Below are 20,254 nucleotides of genomic sequence, written 5' to 3' on the forward strand. Positions count from 1 at the left end.
TCCTCCGTGTCCCAGCGGACCCGTTCGGAAGGAACACACATGCCCGAGAGCCACGACTTCTTCGTCGCCACCGACCCCGAGACCGCCCGTGCCCAGGTGCGTGAGGCGCTGTCACGCGAGGGCTACACCGTCGACGACGCCGAGCAGGGGGCACTCCGTGCGACCCGCGGCAGCCTCGGCCTGACGCTCCTCATCGGCGGCATGGCGAACGACCGCACGTTCCACACCCGCCTCGACGTGCAGATCATGATCGCCCCGGACGGCCGCACGGTCGCCCGACTGCTGCGCGGCTCGGGCAAGTCCGCGATCAAGGGTGGAGCGCTCGGCATCTCCCGCGGCAACCGTGCCTTCGAGCAGGCCGCGAACGCGATCCACACCACCTTCGCGCAGTCCGGCGTGCTGACGGAGAGCATCGCCGGCTGACACGTCGACGTCGGCGCGCGGCGCGCATTTTCCGACAGAACACGAGACGAACGACTCGTGGATCGTCGCGAAGCGCGTGCGGCCTCGTCAGGAGCAGGACCAGTTGCGGTCGATCTCCGTCGAGCCGAACGGCGTCTTGTACTGGGTCATCGCGATCGGGCCGCCGAGGAGCCGCGCACCGGAGCATGCTGCCTGCGCCTGATCGAGACGTCCGTCGCCGATCGCGATCCAGCTCGGCAGCGGCCGGAGCGGGCTCGTGGTCGGGACGGTGCCCATGACGAGCCGGAATTGGTAGGCCGTTGAGTACACGCCGATTCGCGTGACGCCGGCGTCCTGAAGCGCCTTCACCATGCCTTCGAGCGCCGCGCGATTCTGCGACGCGTCGTTGTGCACGTAGGAAAACTGCTCCTCGACGTCGAGCCACCAGCGGTACTGTCCAGGGTTCATCACCCCAGCGAAGTCGACGTTCACCGCGGCTCGTCCGTATCCGTAGACGTATGAGCAGGCCCGGGACGTGATCGGTTTACCGCCGGCACCTGTCGTGCACGTCCCGTACGGGCTGTCGCTCACCGTTCGGCCCTCGAACGTGTTCGACGTCGGCCACTTGACACCTGGCAACGCACCGGGGTTCTGGAAGAGCGAGTAGAGCTGCACGCGGTCCTGGGCCGTACCCCCGACGGACGCACTTGCCCACGCAAGTTCCTCCTGGAAGCACGAATTCTTCACATTGCCGAGGCTTCCGTTGACACCAACGATGCTGAACGATCGATCAGCCGGTACGGCGCTGTTCGCGAAGTTCGGAGAGTCCTTCGCCGCACACTGCGGGTACGAGACATCCACGCCCGTCCCGGACCCGCTGTTGCCGTTGAGGAAGTACCCCACAACGTCGACGTACACGGTGGCCCTGCCCGCCGACACCTTCGCCTGCACCTGTCCTCCGGCTGCGAGCGGCGCGATCAAGGCGTTCCCGATCGTCTGCCCCTTGGCGTAGACCTGCGTCGGCACGCTCGAGGCCAGCCCCGCACCGACGACGCGGAGTGATCCCCCGGTGCTTCCCTTGCCGACCTTCGCGTTGATGACCGCAGCGGTCGCATTGCGCGGGACACCTGCGGTGCCGGCGACGGTGACCTTCTTCGCGGTGGTCCCGGCAGCGACGGTCGCAGCTCGGACCGGGTGCGCGGGGACGAAGACCGAACCGTTGGCGTTCGGCGCGTAGTACCCGACCACGTCGGCGAGCACCCGTGCGGATCCGGAGGAGACTCGCGCTTGCACGGCGCCGCCGGAGAGCCTGACCGTGGTCGTGTTGGCGACGGTGATGCCCTTCTCGTACATCAACGAGACGACCCCGGCGTTGTTGCCGGACGGGGTGATCCGCAGCCGACCACTCGTTGCGGGGCGGGAGACGTCGGTCTGGAGCACCACTGCGGTGGCGTTCGCCGGGACACCCGCCTTCCCCGCGACCACGATCTTCTTCGCCGCGGTGGACACCGTCCCGTTCAGCACGTTCGTCGGCGGCAGCGGCGTGTACGTGGAACCGGAAGTACTCGTGCCGTACCACCCCGTAACGTCGAGCGAAACGGTGGCCTTGCCCGCGGACACCTTCACCTGGGCCTTGCCCGAGGTGAGGCCGACCGTGGTCGTGCCGGAGATCGGCTGCGCCCGACGGAAGTTCTGGATCGCGGGGCTCGCCGTGCCGCCGGCAGGGGCAACACTGACGTACCCGGCGGCGCTCGGGGCGTTCACCGTCGCGGTGAGCACGACAGCCGTGGCCGAAGCGGGGATGCCGTTCCTGCCGCCGAGGGTGACCGTCGTCGCTGTGCTCGTCGCGGTGCCTGACCAGGCTCGTGCCGGTGCGACGGGGGTGAACCGGCCGGTCGTCGGGGCCGCTGCCGATGCCGGCGCGACCGGCCCGACGACGGCGAGCCCGGCGGCGACGGCGAGCACCGTGCCGATCGATGCGATGGCGGTCCTGAAGCGCACGTGTTCCCCCGTTTCCCGCGCCGGTCGGCGCACGGGGAGTCTAGGGCGGTGCGTTGGACAACACACCACCCCTGTCCGTGAACTGTGTCGAACGATCCACCTGACTCTGCCTGTGGAGGACGATCCACTCGACACGTCCGCCAACGACAGAACGGCCCGGAACCTGTGGGTTCCGGGCCGTTCTCGTGGTTGCTACCTGGTGGAGCTAAGGGGATTCGAACCCCTGACCTTCTCATTGCGAACGAGACGCGCTACCAACTGCGCCATAGCCCCAAGTGCTCGATCACACTAGCACCCTCGTTCGGCCCAGCCGAAATCGCAGGTGGTCCTTCGGGCGTGCCGCGGATCAGACCGCGCGGCGCCGTCGCATGATCGCGTCGAGGTCGGCCTGCTGGTAGGCGTCGTCGTCGAGGACACCCATGCCGGACCACTTGCTCGGCGGCCCGGCGGGCTCGTCGGCGGGAGCAGGAGCGGCGGGAGCAGGAGCAGGAGCGCCAGGAGCAACGCCGGCCGACGCAGCAGGGGCCGCGGGGGCCCGGAGCCCGAGCCGTTCGGCCAGACGCCCCTGGTCGTGCGCGGACAGCGACGCCGCAGCCTCTTCGAGTTCGGGTCGCATCCGCGACACCCGCGCCAGCGACGGGTCGGACTCCCCGGCGCGGATCGCGGCAGCTTCGGCCTCGGCTTCCGCCTTGGCCGCGGCGACGCGCTCCTTCAGGCGGGCAGCGAGTTCCGCCGACGACTCGGGCGACGCGGCCGGAGCGGCCGGCCGCTCCACGTAGAGGGGTTTCGGAACGTGGTTCGGGGTCCAGGAGCGGTCTGCTGCAGGCTCGGCAGGCTGCTCGGTCGACAGGGGCGGCGCCGGGTCCGTCCATGCGGTGGACGGCCGGGAGGCGCGGGTCGCGCCCGTCTCGGCGGCCGCGAGACGCTGCTTCCGCGCCGTCGCCACCTGGTGCAGCTGGGCCAGGACCGCTGCGGACCCGCCGGCGGCGACGAGGCCGGCGACACCGACGAGCCAGAGCGACGGTGCCGCGACGAAGACCACGAGGGCGATGACGACGCCGAGCGTGCCGAACAGGGTCGCCCCGAGCCGGGAACGGCGCATGCGCATCGCGGTCAGGGCCGGCACGGCGGACGCCCGCTCGAGCACCGGTGCCTGCTCGGCCAGGCGGCGGGTGATCTCACGCTGCCGTGCGGCTTCGTGGGCTCGGACGATGGCCGTGCGCTTGGCCTCTTCGGACCGGGCGACGCGCTGCGCCTGGGCGAGGGACTTCGCGTTCATCTCGATACGGACCTCGTCCGGCAGCTCGGCGGTCTGCGCGAGGATCCGGAGGGTCTGCTGCAGCCGGATGGCGTTCCGCTCGGTGGCCAGGTACTGGCGGCGGGCGGCCCACGACGGCATCAGGTAGACGAGCCAGAGGACGGCCGCGACGAGCAGGACGATGCCGCCACCCCACGAGCCGATTCCTGCCATGCGAACACGGTAGGGGCGGCGGTTCCCGCGCCGCGTCATTGCCGGACGCGTGTTGCGCGTGTCGGGACGGAATCCGTGGGACGCGAGCCGCGCCTCCAGGCCCGTCAGACGTGGGGCGTCAGATCCGGCGCGTCGTGTCCAGCGGCACCGCCGCCTCGTCGCGTGCGGCGAGCGGCACGGTCCCCACGCCGGGCGGCACCTGCCCCTGCACCCAGCGCTCGAGGACGCCCCCGCGGACCTCTTCCGCCACCAACGCGAAGCAGAAGTGGTCGCGCCAGTCCCCGTTGATGTGGATGTACCGGCGTCGGAGTCCCTCGTACCGGAAGCCGAGCTTCTCGACGACGCGCAGGCTCGGGGCGTTCTCCGGCCGGATGCAGATCTCGATCCGGTGCACGCCGAGCGAGCGGAAGCAGTGGTCGACGGCGAGGGCGACGGAGATCGGCGTCACGTTGTGGCCTGCGGCGTCCTCGACGACCCAGTAGCCGATGGAGGCACTCGCGAGCGAGCCGTAGGAGATGCCGGAGACGTTGAGCTGCCCGACGAAGCGGCCGTCGAGCTCCATCGCGAACGGGAGTCCGAGTCCCGCGCGGGCGTTGGCCTGGAGCGCGCGGATGCTGCCCCGGACGTCGGTGGAGACGTGTCCGGAGGGGTTCGTGGCCTCCCAGGTGCGGAGCCACGAACGGTTCGTCGCGAGTGCCGCGTCGAGGTCGCGGGTGTCGCGGAGCCGGAGGGGCCGGATGGTGACCCGCCCGTGGGACAGGGTCGGGATCGTCGTCATCGCTGGGTTCCTCCGGGGTCCCGCCCCGGTGCGGGACGGGGTGTCCCGCCCGGGTCCGTGATCACCGGACCCGAGCGGGATGGCCGACTATTCGCCCGCGTTGAACTCCTTCAGCCACGACTTGAGGTCAGGGCCGAGGTCATCGCGGTCCGAGGCGAGCTGCACGATCGCCTTGATGTAGTCGAGTTTGTCACCCGTGTCGTACCGGCGTCCACGGAACACGACGCCGTACACGCCGCCGGTCCACTCTTCGGCGCTCGCCATCTTCATGAGCGCGTCGGTCAGCTGGATCTCGCCGCCCTTGCCCGGCTCCTGCTTCTCGAGGACGTCGAAGACCTCGGGACGGATGACGTAGCGGCCGATGATGGCCAGGTTCGAGGGCGCTTCGCCCTGCGGGGGCTTCTCGACGAGGCCGGTGATCTTCACCACGTCGTCGGTGTCGGTCGGCTCGACCGTGGCGATGCCGTACAGGTGGGTCTGCGACTCGGGGACCTCGAGCAGGGCCACGATGGTGGCGTTCTTCTCGCCCTGGACCTCGATCATGCGCTGGAGCAGCGGGTCACGAGCGTCGATGATGTCGTCACCGAGGAGCACGGCGAACGGCTCGCGGCCGACGTGCATCTTCGCGCGGAGCACCGCGTGGCCGAGGCCGAGCGGGTCACCCTGTCGCACGTAGTGCATGTCGGCGAGGTCCGTCGACTGGTTCACCTTCTGCAGCTTCTCGTGGTCGCCCTTCTTGCGGAGGGTCTCCTCGAGCTCCGACACGTGGTCGAAGTGGTTCTCGAGCGCGTTCTTGTTGCGCCCGGTGATCATCAGCACGTCGGTCAGCCCGGCACCGACAGCCTCTTCCACCACGTACTGGATGGCCGGCTTGTCGACGACGGGGAGCATCTCCTTCGGCATCGCCTTGGTCGCGGGGAGGAAGCGGGTACCCAGCCCTGCGGCCGGGATCACCGCCTTCGAAATCTGGAAGCCCATGCTCAGACCGTATCCGATCCCCCTTTCGAGGGCATGTCGTCGCTCCGGGGGACACGGGACCCCGCGTGTTCCCGGCGGGAAGCCGCAACCGTGCCCCTCGGTAGACTCCTGCGCATGATCGCCGATCTCGGGAACGAGAAGCGCGCCCTGCGAGCCGAACTCCGGCAGCGGCGGCGCACCCGGACCACGACCGAACGCGACGCGGACACCGAGACCCTGACCGCGACCCTGCAGCGCTTCGTCGAGGAGCGCCAGGTGACGTCCCTCGCCCTGTACCTGTCCGCACCGGACGAGCCGAACGTGCGGCCGTTCCTGAACTGGGCGTTCGGGCAGGGCATCCGCGTGCTGCTGCCGATCACCCGCGAGGACGGGCTGCTCGACTGGGCCGTGGGCGACGGCGAGAGCGAGACCGAGAGCCTGCTCGGCCTGCCCGAGGTCGTCGGCGAGGTCCTGTCCCCGCTCGCGATCAACGACGTCGACGCGATCCTGGCCCCGGCGGCGGCGGTCGGGCACGACGGCGTCCGGATGGGCTGGGGGCGCGGCTACTACGACAAGACCCTCGGGTCCATGGCGAACCGTCCGCCCGTCTATGCTGTGATCTTCGACGCGGAGTACCTCGACGAGGTCCCGCGCGAACCCCACGACGAACCCGTTGACGGCATCATCACGCCGTCGCGCATCATCACGTTCCGGAGCTGACGTGCCCACCTACTCGTACCGTTGCACCGAGTGCGACAACGCGTTCGACATCAAGCAGTCCTTCTCCGACGCCACCCTGACGGAGTGCCCGGTCTGCGGCGGCGTCCTGCGGAAGGTGTTCTCCCCCGTCGGCGTGACCTTCAACGGCGGCGGCTTCTACCGCACCGACTCGCGCCCTGCACCGAAGTCCGAGGGCTCGTCGAGCACCACCGCGAAGTCCGAGCCGAAGAAGTCCGAGCCGGCGAAGAAGGCCGAGTCGAAGCCCAGCGGCTCGAAGCCCGCCGCGTCCTGACGCGGTCTGCGCTCTCCGGATAGGTTGGGGCGCGTCGCCACTCGGCGGCCGTCCTCGACCCGGAAGGAGACCCTCGCATGAAGGGCTTCAAGGAGTTCCTGCTCCGCGGCAACGTCATCGACCTGGCCGTCGCAGTCGTCATCGGTGCGGCGTTCACCGCGATCGTCACCACGATCGTCAACGCCCTGATCAACCCGCTCATCGGTGCGGTGTTCAACGCTTCGAGCCTGGACCAAGCCTTGAAGGTCAAGATCCCCACGGTCTCCGGTGAAGGCGCAACGCTCTACTTCGGCGCGATCATCGGCGCGGTCATCAACTTCGTCATCGTCGCCGCGGTCGTGTACTTCGCGCTCGTCGTGCCCGTCAACCACCTGAAGAAGGTGGCCTTCGAGCGCGTCAAGAACGACGAGCAGCAGACCCCGCAGGACGTCCCCCCGACCGACGTCGAGGTGCTGCTCGAGATCCGCGACCTGCTCCGTCCGCAGAACGGCGGCGCGACCAGCACGGGGGCGCACATCGCCCCGTCGAACGCTCCCGAGGGGCCCGGCATCGGCGGCTCGACGAAGCTCTAGCTCCGGCGTCGTCGCAAGACACCGGTGTTCCCGCTCTGCACCCCCGCAAACCGCGGTGCGCAGCGTGAACACCGGTGTTTTGCGCTGGGGCCCGTCAGGCGGCGGGGACCGCGCGGCGCTTCGCGAACATCGCGACGGCGTACTGCGCGCCGGCGAGAACGTGCCCCGCGGTGCCGAGGTACACGAACACCAGGGCCACGACCCGGACCCACGGCGCGTTCTCGTCGACGGTGTGCACCGCGGAGAACAGCAGCACCGGCAGCCCGACGAACAGCAGCGCCGAGCGGATCTTGCCCGTCCACGTGACGTCCAGGTCCGGGTTGCCGTGGAACAGCACGCTCGACAGGACGACGAGCACCAGGTCGACGAGCACGACGACGGCCACCACCCACCAGGGCAGCAGGCCGACGAGCACCAGGGACAGCACGATCGCGATGATGGCCAGGCGGTCGGCGACGGGGTCGATGGCCTTGCCGAGCTTGGATCCCTGGTCGAACTTGCGGGCGATGAAGCCGTCCGCCCAGTCGCTCACGCCGATCACGACGAGGGCGACGAGCGCCCACCCCGGGTGGCCGGCGACGACGAGGCCGATGAACACCGGGATCAGCACGAGGCGGAACAGCGTGATCAGGTTCGGCCAGGTCTGCCAGTCGGGACGCTGTCGCGCGGTGTCAGTCATCACGGGCCAGGCTACCGGTTACCAGTGCGGGGGGACGTCGCGCCGGAGCTGGTCGTCGTTCTCACCGTCGCGGTGCCGCGCCGGTTCCGGCGACGGCGTCGGGTCGTAGCCCGCCACCGGCTGGGTGGTGACGCGTCTGCGGCGCCGCACCGGGCCTCCCGGCTGGTCCGCCGTCTCGCCTCCGTCAGCGGCGGGACGGACGGGAGGCGCGGCTGACGACGCGTCGTCGACCCGCGTCCACGTGCCCACCAGCTGGTCCGTCTCCGGCGTCACCGGACCGGCGGGCCGCGAGGCCCGGCGGCTCATCGGCGGGCGGGGATCGGTGGGATCGAGATCTCCTGCGTGGCACCGCGGTCGACCCCGAGCACGGACGCGACGGTGTCGGCGACGCGGTCCGGGTCGGAGAACAGCTGGAACGCGTGCACGCGCACGTAGTGCCAGCCGAGTCGGCGGAGGACCTCGGGGCGCAGGCGCAGGGACTCGCGCAGCGATCCCTTGACCAGCGACGCGTCGGTCTCGATCGTGACGCAGACCCCGCCGTGCGCGGCGACGAGGCCGAGCTTGCCGCGGTGTCCGAGCGCCACCGGGATGCCACGCATCTCGAGGCGCCGGGCCAGGTCGACGAGCAGCGGGTCGGAGTCGTCCGGCACGTACTCGGCGGTGGTGCGGGCACGCACCTCGGCCAGGATCTCGGCGAGGGCGACGGTGCCGTGGCCCATGCGCTCGGCCTCGATGTCCGACGGCTGGAAGCAGGTGACGATGACCATCGACCGACGGGCGCGGGTCATGGCGACGGCCAGCAGCCGCTCGCCGCCGGGCTTGCCGAGCGGACCGAAGTCGCGCAGCACACGGCCGTGCGGGGTCCGGCCGTAGCCGATGGAGAACACGACGCGGTCGCGGCTCTGCGCCACCGACTGCTCGAGCGTCGCCACGATGAACGGCTCGGCACGGTCGCCGATGACGAACTCGGTCAGGTCCTTGTGCCCCTGGGCGGCGGTCAGCACGGCCTGCTCGACACGCACGGCGTGCTTCGCCGATGCGGTGATGACCATGAGGGACTCGGTCGGACGGGTGCGGGCGTGGTCGATGACGAGGCGGACCACGCGGTCGACCTCGGCGTCGACGCTCTCGACGGCACCGGACTCGGGGTCCGGGACAGCCTTGCCGTCGCTGACGTAGTCGAGCGCGATCGAGCCGTGGCCGAGGAACGAGCCGGCCCACGGCAGGGACTCGATCTTGCCGCCGTAGAAGCGACGGTTCACGAGCTCGGCCAGGTCCTCGCCGCCGGCGCGGTACGACCGCGACAGTGACAGGGTCGGCAGCAAGGTGGACAGCTTCGCCAGGGCGGAGTCGGCGTGGAACGCGTCGAGCGTGCCCTCGTCGACCTGCAGCGCCCGATGCTCGGGGTCCACGGCGATGCGGAACGGCGAGGGCGTCTGAGTGACCGGGTCGCCGAACACGACGGTCTGGCGGGCACGGCGGACGGCACCGACGGTCTCGGCGATCGTCACGGCGCCGGCGTCGACCAGGATCACGGTGTCGAACGGCATCGTGTCGGCGATCTGCGGCACCTCGTACGGGCTGGCGAGCCAGACGGGTGCGATCGACCGGGACAGGTGCGGTGCGGAGTCCTGCAGCAGGCGCGAGGTGATCGCGCCGTCGCGGAGCTGGGTCTTGAGTGCGGTCGCTTCTTCGGGCCAGTCGACGAGACCGACCTTCCAGTTCTCGGCGAGCTGCCACGCCAGGCCCTGGGAGACCCCGGCCGCGTGGGCGTCGTCCACCAGGCGGAAGTCGGCCTCGACCCGGTCGAGCATGTCGGTGTTCGCGCCGAGCAGGGCCCGGTCGGACTCGAGCATGGTCTCGAGAGCGGACTGCCACCAGGCGAGCTCGAGCTCGGCCGGCACCTGCACGTCCGGCACGTGCCGGTTCGCCAGGTCGGTGATGAGCGGTTCGAGCTGCAGGTCGCGCAGGGTCTGCATGAGCTCGGTGCGCTCCTGCAGGTTGTGCAGGACGTCGGACTCGGCGGCGAGCTCGGCGATGGTCGGGACGAGCTGGTCGACCGGCGTGTTCGCGAGCTGGCGGTCACGCTCGGTGCGGCCCAGCGGCTCGTCGAGGCGCGCGAGGTCCTCGGCGACGTTCGAGAACAGCACCTGGACGTCGGCGATGCCGGTGGGTACCTCGGGGTTCACGCCGGCGGCGACGTAGCGCTGCCAGAGCACCCGCTGCTGCTGGACGCGGGTCAGGGCCTCGTGCAGGTCGGACACGTGCACGCCCGGTCGGACGTACTCGCGGGCGAGCTTCTTGAGCCGGCGACGGTTCGTCGACGACATCGGGGCTCCCTCGCCGCGGGGGGCGGTGGCGGCCACGAGCTCGGACACCGAGCGGTCGAAGACCACCGGCAGGAAGCGGTCGAGCGTGTCACGGATCTCGGTGAGCAGGCGCAGGTAGATGCCGAGCTCGTTGATGGTCGTGAACTGGCGCATGTGCGTCGAGCTCACCAGGTCGTGGGCGCGGCGGAGCAGGGTCGGCAGGCCATCGGCGTCGAGGTCCTTCGCGATGCGGTGCGCACGCTGGGCACCGTCGCTCGAACCGAACTTCGCGCCGTACCAGGGCGAGTCGTCGGGCCCGTAGCGGAACTCACCGAGGTTCGCAGCGCTGACCATCGTCTCGGCGACGCGCGAGCGGCCTTCGACCATCGAGGCGACGGACTGCTTCGACAGGCGCGCGGTGGTCGACGGGGCGACGGGCAGCAGCGACAGGCGCGACAGCTCGACCAGGCAGTCGAGCACCGAGACGCCGAAGTCGGGGTCCTTGCGGGTGAGCGAACCGCGGTAGTCCTTGAGCACCTTGCGCAGGCGGACCAGGGCGTCGTCGACCTCGCGGAGGTTCGGACGCGCGGCCTTCTCGTTCCGGGCGATCGCACGGACGACGTCACGGCGCAGGGTCGACGGCGTGACCGCGACCCCGGGCAGCTGGACCTCGCCGAAGCGGGCGGCGATGCCCCGCAGGGTGGCGCGGCGCGGGCTCACGACGAGCACGCGCTTGTTCGCGGCGACCAGGCCACCCAGGGCGTTCACGATGGTCTGGGTGCCACCGGTGCCCGGCAGGGTCTTCACGACGATGGAGTTACCGGCCGTGATCTGTGCGATCACGTTCTCCTGCTCGTCGTCGGCGTCGAGCAGGAGCGTGTCGGTCTCCGGGCTGCGCTCGTCCGACGGGGTCTGCTCGACCGGGTGGTAGGACTGCTCGACCTGCCACTTCGCGCTCGGGTTGCCGGCGAGGGCGTCGAGCACGGGGTGCGACAGGTCGCCGGTGTCCTCGACCATGCCGGTCGCGACCTCGGCGAAGGTGGACACCACGAGGCGTGCGTGCACCGAGAAGCCGGGGATGTGCGCGGTCAGGCCACGCAGGCGGTCGATGACGGGGTTCGGCGTGAACGAGCCGTCCTGCTGCGCGAGGGCCACGAAGGACTGCGCGTCGAGGATGACCCCGAACTGCTCGTGCAGCGCGTCGGCGAGGCCCGGGTTGAGCACCGGTTCGCCGAGCAGGCGCACCTCGAAGTCGCGTCCGTGCCGGCGGATCGCCAGGGGACGCAGGAGCACCGGGCCGCGGAACTGCTCGTCGCCGTGCTTCCAGTCGGCCATGCCGATGCCGAGCTTCACGGCGTCGATGCCGCGCACGGTGGCCAGCTCGGTGCCCTTCGCCTCGACGTGTCCGGCGGCCACGCGGGCGGCACGGAGCGCCACCTCGTCGCGGATCAGGCTGGACAGCAGGGTCGTCTTGCCGGTGATGAACTGCGCGAGACCGCCCGGGTGGGTGGTCGAGAGCTCGATGCGGGCGCGCGGGTGGTCGCTGAAGTGCGTGAGCGGGCTCGTGCCGCCGACACCGGTCAGCTGGGTGCGCCAGCCGTCCCACGTCGGTTCGGCCGCGTTGCCGGCCTGCAACCGCGGGTCGCCGAGGCTGATCGCCTGCGGGCTCGTCATCTGCAGCTCCGGGCGGAGCGTGCGGTCCGGCTCGTCGTCGGTCCGTTCCTGGTCCACGTCCTGCTGCTCGTCTCGATCGTCGTCGGGGCGCGCGCGGGCACCCTCGACGGGGACGTCGTCGTTCACGTCGTCCTCACCGTCGGTCACCCTGTCCGCTCGCCACACATCCGACACTGTAGGCGGAACCGGACGGCCTCTCTGGCAATGAACCGAGGTTTCGGGGTTTCCGCACGGACGTGACCGCCGTCCGGCCCGACGTGCGCCACCGTCCGACCCGACGTGCGGCGCGCCCGATCCGACGGCAGCCCCGTCCGGTGTGGTACCAACGGGGCATGGCCATCGACGACCGCACCGCTCCGTCCACCCCCACGCCGAACCGGCGTCGATCGGTCCCCGCCGAGATCTCACGGTCGTGGCTGCTGGTGTCCGGCACCGCCACCGACCGGTTCGACAAGTCCCAGCGCTCCCGCGCCGACCAGATCATCCTGGACATCGAGGACGCCGTCGACCCCGCCGCGAAGCCCTCGGCCCGGCAGGGCGTCGCCGCCTGGCTCGCCGGCGGTGGCGAGGCCTGGGTGCGCATCAACGACGTCACGACGGACTTCTGGGCGGACGACGTCGAGGAGCTCCGCGGCCTGCCCGGGCTGCAGGGCGTCATGCTCGCCAAGACCGAGTCCCCCGCCCAGGTCACCGACACCTGGCACCGGCTCGGCGGCCAGACGCCGGTGATCGCCCTGGTCGAGTCGGCCCTGGGCATCGAGGAGTCCGTGTCGATCGCCAAGGCGCAGGGTGCGTTCCGCCTGGCCTTCGGTTCCGGCGACTACCGCCGCGACACCGGGACCAGCGCCGACACGCTCGCGATGGCGTACCCGCGGTCGAAGCTGGTCGTCGCCTCGCGCGTCGGCGACCTGCCGGGCCCGATCGACGGCCCCACGGTCGGGTCGTCGCACCCGATCCTCCGCGAGCAGTCGCAGGTGGCCGTGTCGCTCGGCCTCACCGGCAAGCTCTGCCTGGACACCGAGCAGCTCCCCGTCATCAACGAGGTCATCTCCCCCACGCCGACCGACGTCGCCTGGGCGCAGGACTTTCTCGACGACTTCGAGGCCCGCGGCCGGGTCATCCGCGACGGTTCCGACCTGCCGCGGCTCGGTCGGGCCCAGAAGATCCAGCGGCTCGCACAGGCGTTCGGGGTCGAGGCGCGGTAGGACTGCACGCATGACCTGGTCCAACGTCCCCGGCCCTCCGCCGCAGTCCTCCTCCGGCCCCACGGACGCGCAGCGCGCGGCGTGGGAGCGCGGTGGCACCACGCTGTTCCCGCCGGCGAAGCTCGCCGACCGGATCTCGACGGTGCTGCTCCTGGTGTTCGGTGCCGTCATGACCGCGATCACGGCGGTCGTCGGCATCGTCGCGATCGCCTCGGCCACGGCGGAGTGCGACGCCTCGTCGGGCTGCACGCCCGGCGGGTACTTCGGTGGCGCGGCCATCGCGGTCGGTGGTGCCTTCGTCATCGGGGTCGCCACGATCGTGCTGTCGATCGGCGCGTGGATCCGGCGGAAGCCGTCGTGGTGGATCGCCGCGATCGGCTTCGTGCTCGCGATCGTCGTCATCGTGTGGGGCGGGGTCGTCTTCGCGAACGCCGTCGACAGCGGTTCCGCCTCGTCGTCGGTGTCCGCCAGCGCCTGACCGACACCACGCTTCCGACAGGACACGCGTCGATCGACGCGTGTCCTGTCCGAGAACGCGTGTGCGTTCCGGCCTGGAGGCGCGAAGGCGGGGCCGCCACGCGCCTCCAGTCCGCCTGTCGGTCACGGCCACGGCGTGACCACCTGGGCGTGCGAGCGCACCCCCGGCGCATGCTGGGCCGATGAAGCAACGAGTCATCGGAGACGTGTCCGTCAGTGCCATCGGTCTGGGCGGGATGCCCATGTCGATCGAGGGCCGACCGGACGAACGTCAGTCCATCGCCACGATCCACGCAGCGCTCGAGAACGGTGTCACGCTCATCGACACCGCCGACGCGTACCACCTGGGCGGCCACGACGAGGTGGGGCACAACGAGGAGCTCATCGCGCGGGCCGTCCGGGAGTTCCACGACGACACCTCGGACGTGCTCATCGCGACGAAGGGCGGACACCTGCGCCCCGAGGCCGGCAACTGGGCGCAGAACGGGCACCCGGAGTACCTGAAGGAGGCGGCGAAGGCCTCGGCGAAGCGGCTCGGCGTCGAGCAGATCGGCCTGTACCAGTTCCACCGCCCCGACCCGGCGGTGCCGTACGCCGACTCGATCGGGGCCCTCGCCGAGCTGCTCGACGAGGGCGTCATCCGGATGGCGGGCATCTCGAACGCCGACCCGGACCAGATCCGCACCGCGAACGAGGTCCTCGGCGGACGCCTGGCGTCGGTGCAGAACCAGTACTCGCCGAAGTTCCGGTCGAGCGAGCCGGAACTCGAGCTGTGCGACGAGCTCGGCATCGCGTTCCTGCCGTGGAGCCCCCTCGGTGGCATCGGGAGCGCGGCGGACCTCGGCACGGCGTTCGAGGACTTCGCGTACATCGCCCGCGACCGTGGGGTCACCCCGCAGGTCATCGCCCTGGCGTGGGAGCTGCAGAAGAGCGACGTCGTCGTGCCGATCCCCGGTGCGTCGCGGCCGCAGTCCATCCTGAACTCGATCACGGCGCCGACCGTGCGGCTGCGGCCGGAGGACGTCGCACGCCTCGACGCCTCGCAGCCCGCGGCCGTCTGACGCCCGTTCCCCCGACGGGGGAAGCACGACGCCCCGCCGCTCCTGGTCCAGGAGCGGCGGGGCGTCGTCGTGCGTGGCCGGGCGTGCGCCCGCTCAGCTCTTGGCGGGGCAGACCGCCGAGACCTGGTCGAGCGTGGTCTGCACCTCGGACTGGGCCTTCGTGACCTCGGTGGAGTCCTCGGCCGCGCCGGAGCGGATGGCCGAGCTGTAGCCCTTGGCCGCGCCGGAGAAGTCCTCGAACGTGTCGTGCACCTGGTCGTTCGAGACCTTCGTCAGCGCCGAGTCGATGCGCTGGACGAACTCGTCGACGAGTGCCGCACGGGCCTTCGGCTCGGCCGGGGCAGAGCTGGAACCCTGCTCCTTGAGGAACGACGCGAGTTCGTTCTCGAGCAGCGAGCAGGCTTCCTGCTTGGTCTGGACGGGTGCCGCTGCGGCGGTCTTCGAGGCCGACGGTGCGCTGGACGAGCCCGAGTCGCCCCCGGAAGAGCCGCCGTCGGACGAACCGCCGTCGCCGCCCGAGCAGCCGGCGAGCAGCGTGAGTGCGAGGCCGGCGGTGGCGAGCGCGGTGAGGGTGCGGCGCATCAGGAGTTGCACTCCTTCTGGAACGCGTTGCCGGCGTCCTGCACCTTGGTGCTGGACTTCGTCAGGGCCGAGACGTCGGCCGACTGCGGGTCGTCGGCGATGTCCTCGATGTCGTCGACCAGGTCGCCGTACGCCTCTTCGAAGGCGTCGCCCTTGGCCTTCAGGTCGTCGTCCGACAGGTCGTCGACGCCGTCGGAGATCTTCTCGTCGAGCTCCTTGAGCTTCGTGACGGCGGCGTCCGGGTCGGACTGCAGGTTCGCGGCCTCCGACTGGACGCCCTGGGCGGCGGACTTGACCGTCTTCTCGAACTGCGTGCACTGTTCGGCCTTGGACGGCCCGGTCGAGCAACCGGCGAGCAGCGTGAGTGCGAGGCCGGCGGTGGCCAGCGCGATGAGCTTCTTGGGCATGGTGGAGAGTCCCCCTCGATCTGTCCGCACTCCCCCGGATGAGGTGCAGATCCGTCATCGAGCGTACAGGGAACATCCACAGGGAGACCGGCCGGGTTGTGGGCGACCGGCACCCGGCCGGAGGCACGTGGCGCGTACCGTCGAGGGCATGCGAGCCATCACGTTCGACGACGCTTCCATGTCCGTCACCGACCTGCCCGACCCGGAACCCGGCACGGACGAGGTCCTGATCGAGGTCGCCGCGGCCGGCGTCAACAACGCCGACCTGCAGCAGCGCGCGGGGAACTACCCGCCGCCGCCCGGGGCATCGGAGGTCCTCGGGCTCGAGGTCTCCGGCATCGTGCGGGCCGTCGGTGCGGGCGTCACGACCGTGGCGGTGGGCGACCGCGTGTGCGCGCTGCTCTCCGGCGGCGGGTACGCGGCACTCGTGGTCGCGCCGGTCACCCAGGTGCTGCCGGTCCCCGAGAGCGTCGACCTGGTCGAGGCGGCCGGGCTGCCCGAGGCCGCCTGCACCGTCTATTCCAACATCGGCATGCTCGCCGGGCTCCGGCCGGGGCAGACGCTCCTGGTGCACGGCGGTACGGGCGGCATGGGGTCACACGCGGTGCTGTGGGCGAAGGCCCTCGGTGCGACGGTGATCGCGACGAGCGGCGGCGACCGCAAGGTCGCCGCGTCCCGTGACCTCGGTGCCGACCTGGTGATCGACCACCGCACCGAGGACTTCGTGGAACGCGTCATGGCGTTCACCGACGGTGTCGGCGTCGACGTGGTGCTCGACGTCGTCGGACCGTCCTACCTGGAGCGGAACCTGCAGGCCCTCGCACCGAACGGGCACATCGCGGTCATCGCCTCGGGCAGCGGCCGCACCGCCGAGCTCGACTTCGGGGTGCTGATGCGGAAGCGCGCGACGATCAGCGGCACGACCCTGCGCGCACGGCCACTCGCCGAGAAGGCCGCCATCGTCGAGGCGGTCCGCTACAACGTCTGGCCGCTGGTCGCCGCCGGCCGGGTGCGCCCGGTCATCGACTCGGTGCTGCCCCTGGCCGAGGTCGAGGAGGCCCACCGCCGCGTGCGCGACGGCGAGGTCATCGGCAAGGTGCTGCTGACGCCCTAGGCGTGCACGCGGGCGAGGAACTCGACGAGCGCCGGGTGCTGCGGGTGGTCGAGGACGTCGGCGGGGGAACCCTGCTCGACGACCTCGCCGCGGTGCAGGAACACGATCCGGTCGGCGACGTTCCGCGCGAAGTGCATCTCGTGCGTCGTCATCAGGATCGTCGAACCCTGTCGCTTCAGCTCGGTGACCAGGTCGAGCACCTCGCCCACGAGCTGCGGGTCGAGGGCGCTCGTGACCTCGTCGAGCAGCAGGAGTTCCGGGTCCGACGCGATCGCCCGGACGATCGCGACGCGCTGCTGCTGCCCACCGGACAGGCGGTCGGGGTACGCATCGGCGAACGAGCCGAGACCGATCCGGTCGAGCAGCCGGCGCGCGGTGTCCTCGGCCTGGGCCCGTCCGATGCCGTGCACCTGGCGGGAGGCGAGCGTGACGTTGTCGAGCACGCTCATGTGCGGGAACAGGTTGAACTGCTGGAACACCACACCGATGCGCGCCCGAACGGCGTCGACGGCGACGCGCGGGTCGGCGATGTCCGTGCCCTGCAGCAGGATCTCGCCGTCGTCGATGCCCTCGAGCAGATTGACCGTCTTGAGCAGCGTCGACTTGCCGGAGCCGGAGGCCCCGATGACGCAGATGACCTGGTGGCGGTGGACCGTCAGGTCGATCCCGCGCAGGACCTCGTGCTCGCCGAAGGCCTTGCGCAACCCGCGCAGTTCGAGGACCGCGGCGTCCGTACCGGACGCACCACGGGCCTCCAGGCCGGCCTCGCTCATACGGTCCCTCCGATCTGTTCGCGCCGCTGCTGGCGACGCGCGATCGCGTCCGTGACGCGGATCAGCGGCAGGCTGATCACCACGAACAGCAGCCCGGCGACGAAGTACGGCGTGAAGTTGTAGGTCTCGGCCTGCGCGATCTGGGCGGAGCGGACCGCGTCGACGGCCCCGAGGATCGACACCAGACCGACGTCCTTCTGCATCGACACGAAGTCGTTCATCAGCGCCGGAGTGACCTTGCGGATCGCCTGCGGCAGCACCACGAGCCGCAGTGTCTTGGCGTGCGAGAGTCCGAGCGACCGGGCGGCCAGGCGCTGCGAGGGGTGCACGGCCTCCATGCCGGCGCGGAGCACCTCGGCGATGTACGACGAGTAGGTCAGGGTGATCGCGATCGTGCCCCAGACCTCGGCGGGGAGCCGCGGGAACACCCCGAGCCCGGGGATGCCGTAGCCGACCAGGTAGAGCACGATGATGAGCGGCAGGCCGCGGAACAGGTCCGTGTAGCCGGTCGCGAGCATCCGCAGCGGGAAGAACACCGGGTTGCGCAGGCCGCGGACGACCGCGAGCAGCGTGCCGAACACGGCGACGCCGATGGCGCTGAAGAACAGGATCCGGACGTTCAGCCAGAGGCCCAGCAGGATGTCCGGGAACGTGTCGACCGCGGTCTGCGGGTCGAAGAACGACTGCTGCACCGCCGCCCAGCCGGGGGTGTTCACGACGCCGAAGTACACGACGGCGAGCACGACCAGGGTGGAGACGACCGACACCACGACCGAGCGACGGCCACGCTGGCGGCGGTAGAGCCGACGCTCGAGCTCGACCTGGCTCGGCGCGGGTGCGGCGACCGGGGTGCCGGCCCCTGCTGGCAGGGTCATCCGGTTACTTCAGGACCGGCGTGCCGGTCTCCGACGACAGCCACTTGGTCTGCAGGTCCCGCAGGGTGCCGTCGTCGTCGAGGGTCTTCAGGGCCTTGTCGACCTTGCTCGTCAGCTCCGAGCCCTTCGGCAGGACGAAGCCGAACTGGTCGCCCTTGCCGTCGTCGGGGAACTGCGCGGACACGGTGCCGTCGTCGACCTGGGCCGAGGCCATGTAGAACGCCGTCGGCAGGTCGGTGACGATCGCGTCGATCTGCCCGGACTTGAGCGCGAGCACGGCGTCGTCGTTGGAGTTGAACACCTGCGGCGTGACACCGAGGACGTCCTTGACGCTCGCGATGCTCGTCGAACCGGTCGCGACGCCGATCGCATCCTGCTTGAGCGCGGCGATCGTGGTGTCGCCGGCGGCCTTCGACCCGGACGTCGTCACGACCGCCTGGGTCGTCGTGTAGTAGGCGCTCGACATGTCGACGGCCTTCTTGCGCTTCGCGTCGATCGAGAACTGCTGGACGTTGAGGTCCCAGTCCTTCGGGCCCGGCGCGATGGCGCTGTCGAAGGTGCTGCGCTTCCACACGACGTCGGACTTGCCGTAGCCCATCTCCTTCGCGACCGCGTAGGCCACGGCGGACTCGAAGCCCTTGCCGGACTGCGGCTTGTTGTCCTCGACCCAGGGCGAGTACGCCGGGTCACCGGTGGCGATCGTGAGCTTGCCGTCGGTCACGGTGCCGTCGGCGTTGCTGCTGCCCCCGGCGGAGCAGGCCGACAGGGCGAGGGCGGCGACCGCGGCGGTGGCGACGGCGAGGGTGAAGCGGAGGTGACGGGTCACGGTCGGGCCTTCGTGCGAGGGGGGTGGGGGCAGGTCGAAGTGTACTTCGCAGTGGGATACCAACGCGACTCTGGGCGTCACGGTGACCTGGTCTCGTGTCACACACCAGTCGACGGGTCGGGACCGGGCTGGTAGTCTGACGACGCGGGCTGAACCGGGCGCATGCTCGGCTGAGGTCTGAGATCAAGGGGCGTCCCAGCACGGGGCGCCCCCTTTCTGTTTCCTGGACACCCCCGAACGCCGTCACGGCCAGACGACGACGGCGTCGCGCCGTGCGTTCGTCACCTCGGTGCGCCAGACGGGTCGCAGCTCGTCCCACATCGTCTCGTCACAGACACCGCCGGTCTTCGCCCCTGGCGCGAGGCTGTGCCGACGGAAGCGCCGATGGACCCCGCGGACCGTCGCGTCGTCGCCCACGTCGTGCACCAGGAGGATCGGCTTGCCGGGCTGGTCGGACCGGATCCGGAGACGCTGGAGCAGGTAAGCCCCCGCTCGGTCCTCGGGCCGGTATTCCATCGGCCGGGGCTTCCTTGTCGATGACGACCGCGAAGACCCCGGATGCCACGACGGTCAGCGCACCGAGCGACCTCCGGGACACGTCGCGCCGCCTCTCGTCCCCGAGTCCCACGTCGTCGCGTCCGCGCGGTCCACGCCCGTGATTTCCGTCACCAGGTAGTCGGCCGCGGAGCGATCGGCCACCCGGCGGTGGTAATGAGGTAACTGCACTGAAGGGGCCTCAGGATGATGCGGGCCGTGTGACTAGCGCTTTTCGCGAATCGGGACGTCGCTCTCGGTCCGAATGGTCGCGTATCCGTGCTTGCGCTCACGTCGTACGCGAAGATTCATAGCGATGATCAGCGGCACCACAGCCAGAACGCTAAAAAAAATTCCCCATGCGCACGTCTCACCGACGATGAGAGCAACATCGCCGATACCGCTATTCCTACTCACGGCATTGACACCAATTGAGACGGCGCCAATGACGATGAGAAACAGTGCAACCCCGAAGGCTGCATAAATTGCACGCGACCAGGCATGTGCAGAAATACCACCAAGCACCTTGGGCTCACATTCCATGT

21 protein-coding genes and 1 tRNA gene are annotated in these 20,254 nt (G+C 70.4%); 8 read left to right on the forward strand and 14 right to left on the reverse strand.

Features of this window, described 5'->3' with window-relative positions; genetic code table 11:
- Positions 1-39: 39 nt before the first annotated feature.
- On the forward strand, positions 40-423 hold the full coding sequence (locus tag DEJ08_RS15630; RefSeq protein WP_071405149.1) for a response regulator: 384 nt from the start codon (positions 40-42) through the stop codon (positions 421-423).
- An 87-nt stretch (positions 424-510) separates the two neighbouring features.
- On the opposite strand, the gene DEJ08_RS15635 is transcribed toward DEJ08_RS15630, so the two are convergent.
- The 5 genes from DEJ08_RS15635 to galU all read right to left on the reverse strand — a co-directional run bounded on the left by DEJ08_RS15635 (position 511) and on the right by galU (position 5,630).
- Complete coding sequence (locus DEJ08_RS15635) at positions 511-2,403, reverse strand: glycoside hydrolase family 25 domain-containing protein (protein ID WP_111054045.1); 1,893 nt, start codon at positions 2,401-2,403, stop codon at positions 511-513.
- A gap of 197 nt (positions 2,404-2,600) precedes the next feature.
- A tRNA-Ala gene (locus tag DEJ08_RS15640) sits at positions 2,601-2,676 on the reverse strand.
- Positions 2,677-2,749: 73 nt separating this feature from the next.
- Positions 2,750-3,874: a hypothetical protein gene (locus tag DEJ08_RS15645; protein WP_111054046.1), complete on the reverse strand. Its 1,125-nt coding sequence runs from the start codon at positions 3,872-3,874 to the stop codon at positions 2,750-2,752.
- 118 nt (positions 3,875-3,992) lie between these two features.
- Positions 3,993-4,652: a GNAT family N-acetyltransferase gene (locus DEJ08_RS15650; RefSeq protein ID WP_111054047.1), complete on the reverse strand. Its 660-nt coding sequence runs from the start codon at positions 4,650-4,652 to the stop codon at positions 3,993-3,995.
- Between the two features lie 87 nt (positions 4,653-4,739).
- Complete coding sequence (gene galU / locus DEJ08_RS15655; protein WP_027466560.1) at positions 4,740-5,630, reverse strand: UTP--glucose-1-phosphate uridylyltransferase GalU; 891 nt, start codon at positions 5,628-5,630, stop codon at positions 4,740-4,742.
- Between the two features lie 114 nt (positions 5,631-5,744).
- Between galU and DEJ08_RS15660 the strand changes: the two genes are divergently transcribed.
- The 3 genes from DEJ08_RS15660 (at position 5,745) to mscL (ending at position 7,193) form a co-directional block, all read left to right on the forward strand.
- Positions 5,745-6,329 carry a 5-formyltetrahydrofolate cyclo-ligase gene (locus tag DEJ08_RS15660; protein ID WP_111024332.1) on the forward strand — a complete coding sequence of 195 codons (585 nt, stop codon included), beginning with the start codon at positions 5,745-5,747 and terminating at the stop codon, positions 6,327-6,329.
- A gap of 1 nt (position 6,330) precedes the next feature.
- Positions 6,331-6,621: an FmdB family zinc ribbon protein gene (locus DEJ08_RS15665; RefSeq protein ID WP_111054048.1), complete on the forward strand. Its 291-nt coding sequence runs from the start codon at positions 6,331-6,333 to the stop codon at positions 6,619-6,621.
- 77 nt (positions 6,622-6,698) lie between these two features.
- The gene (mscL, locus tag DEJ08_RS15670; RefSeq protein ID WP_111054049.1) at positions 6,699-7,193 is read left to right on the forward strand and encodes a large conductance mechanosensitive channel protein MscL; all 495 of its coding nucleotides are present in this window, start codon (positions 6,699-6,701) and stop codon (positions 7,191-7,193) included.
- 94 nt (positions 7,194-7,287) lie between these two features.
- Here mscL and DEJ08_RS15675 read toward each other — a convergent pair whose 3' ends face one another.
- Together DEJ08_RS15675 and DEJ08_RS15680 are read right to left on the reverse strand one after the other, a co-directional pair.
- Complete coding sequence (locus DEJ08_RS15675) at positions 7,288-7,872, reverse strand: CDP-alcohol phosphatidyltransferase family protein (RefSeq protein ID WP_051596961.1); 585 nt, start codon at positions 7,870-7,872, stop codon at positions 7,288-7,290.
- A gap of 302 nt (positions 7,873-8,174) precedes the next feature.
- Positions 8,175-12,002 (reverse strand): ATP-binding protein, encoded by a 3,828-nt coding sequence (locus DEJ08_RS15680; RefSeq protein WP_111038986.1) that lies wholly within the window; start codon positions 12,000-12,002, stop codon positions 8,175-8,177.
- 185 nt (positions 12,003-12,187) lie between these two features.
- On the opposite strand from DEJ08_RS15680, the gene DEJ08_RS15685 reads away from it, so the two are divergent.
- From DEJ08_RS15685 to DEJ08_RS15695, 3 genes are all read left to right on the forward strand, one after another.
- Positions 12,188-13,060 (forward strand): HpcH/HpaI aldolase/citrate lyase family protein, encoded by an 873-nt coding sequence (locus DEJ08_RS15685; protein WP_111038987.1) that lies wholly within the window; start codon positions 12,188-12,190, stop codon positions 13,058-13,060.
- Positions 13,061-13,070: 10 nt separating this feature from the next.
- On the forward strand, positions 13,071-13,538 hold the full coding sequence (locus DEJ08_RS15690; RefSeq protein ID WP_111030703.1) for a DUF6264 family protein: 468 nt from the start codon (positions 13,071-13,073) through the stop codon (positions 13,536-13,538).
- Between the two features lie 181 nt (positions 13,539-13,719).
- Positions 13,720-14,598: an aldo/keto reductase gene (locus DEJ08_RS15695; RefSeq protein WP_071244093.1), complete on the forward strand. Its 879-nt coding sequence runs from the start codon at positions 13,720-13,722 to the stop codon at positions 14,596-14,598.
- Between the two features lie 93 nt (positions 14,599-14,691).
- Here DEJ08_RS15695 and DEJ08_RS15700 read toward each other — a convergent pair whose 3' ends face one another.
- Complete coding sequence (locus tag DEJ08_RS15700; protein ID WP_111054051.1) at positions 14,692-15,180, reverse strand: hypothetical protein; 489 nt, start codon at positions 15,178-15,180, stop codon at positions 14,692-14,694.
- A complete protein-coding gene (locus tag DEJ08_RS15705; RefSeq protein WP_071404030.1) occupies positions 15,180-15,587 on the reverse strand; it encodes a hypothetical protein in 408 nt (135 codons plus the stop codon). The genes DEJ08_RS15700 and DEJ08_RS15705 overlap by 1 nt, the downstream gene beginning before the upstream one ends.
- 148 nt (positions 15,588-15,735) lie before the next feature.
- Here DEJ08_RS15705 and DEJ08_RS15710 point away from each other — a divergent pair, with 148 nt between their 5' ends.
- The gene (locus tag DEJ08_RS15710) at positions 15,736-16,701 is read left to right on the forward strand and encodes an NAD(P)H-quinone oxidoreductase (protein ID WP_111054052.1); all 966 of its coding nucleotides are present in this window, start codon (positions 15,736-15,738) and stop codon (positions 16,699-16,701) included.
- Here the strand turns inward: DEJ08_RS15710 and DEJ08_RS15715 are convergent.
- The 5 genes from DEJ08_RS15715 to DEJ08_RS15735 form a co-directional block, all read right to left on the reverse strand.
- Complete coding sequence (locus tag DEJ08_RS15715; protein WP_111032378.1) at positions 16,698-17,474, reverse strand: amino acid ABC transporter ATP-binding protein; 777 nt, start codon at positions 17,472-17,474, stop codon at positions 16,698-16,700. The two genes, DEJ08_RS15710 and DEJ08_RS15715, sit on opposite strands and share 4 nt — an antisense overlap.
- Positions 17,471-18,349: an amino acid ABC transporter permease gene (locus DEJ08_RS15720; RefSeq protein ID WP_071404033.1), complete on the reverse strand. Its 879-nt coding sequence runs from the start codon at positions 18,347-18,349 to the stop codon at positions 17,471-17,473. Before DEJ08_RS15720 ends, DEJ08_RS15715 begins: the two co-directional genes overlap by 4 nt.
- A gap of 4 nt (positions 18,350-18,353) precedes the next feature.
- The gene (locus tag DEJ08_RS15725) at positions 18,354-19,175 is read right to left on the reverse strand and encodes an ABC transporter substrate-binding protein (RefSeq protein WP_111054053.1); all 822 of its coding nucleotides are present in this window, start codon (positions 19,173-19,175) and stop codon (positions 18,354-18,356) included.
- A gap of 243 nt (positions 19,176-19,418) precedes the next feature.
- A complete protein-coding gene (locus DEJ08_RS15730) occupies positions 19,419-19,691 on the reverse strand; it encodes a hypothetical protein (RefSeq protein WP_111054054.1) in 273 nt (90 codons plus the stop codon).
- Positions 19,692-19,934: 243 nt separating this feature from the next.
- A complete protein-coding gene (locus tag DEJ08_RS15735) occupies positions 19,935-20,252 on the reverse strand; it encodes a hypothetical protein (protein ID WP_146248452.1) in 318 nt (105 codons plus the stop codon).
- Positions 20,253-20,254 lie beyond the last annotated feature (2 nt).

This window comes from Curtobacterium sp. MCLR17_054 (assembly GCF_003234335.2).
GTDB lineage: Bacteria > Actinomycetota > Actinomycetes > Actinomycetales > Microbacteriaceae > Curtobacterium > Curtobacterium flaccumfaciens.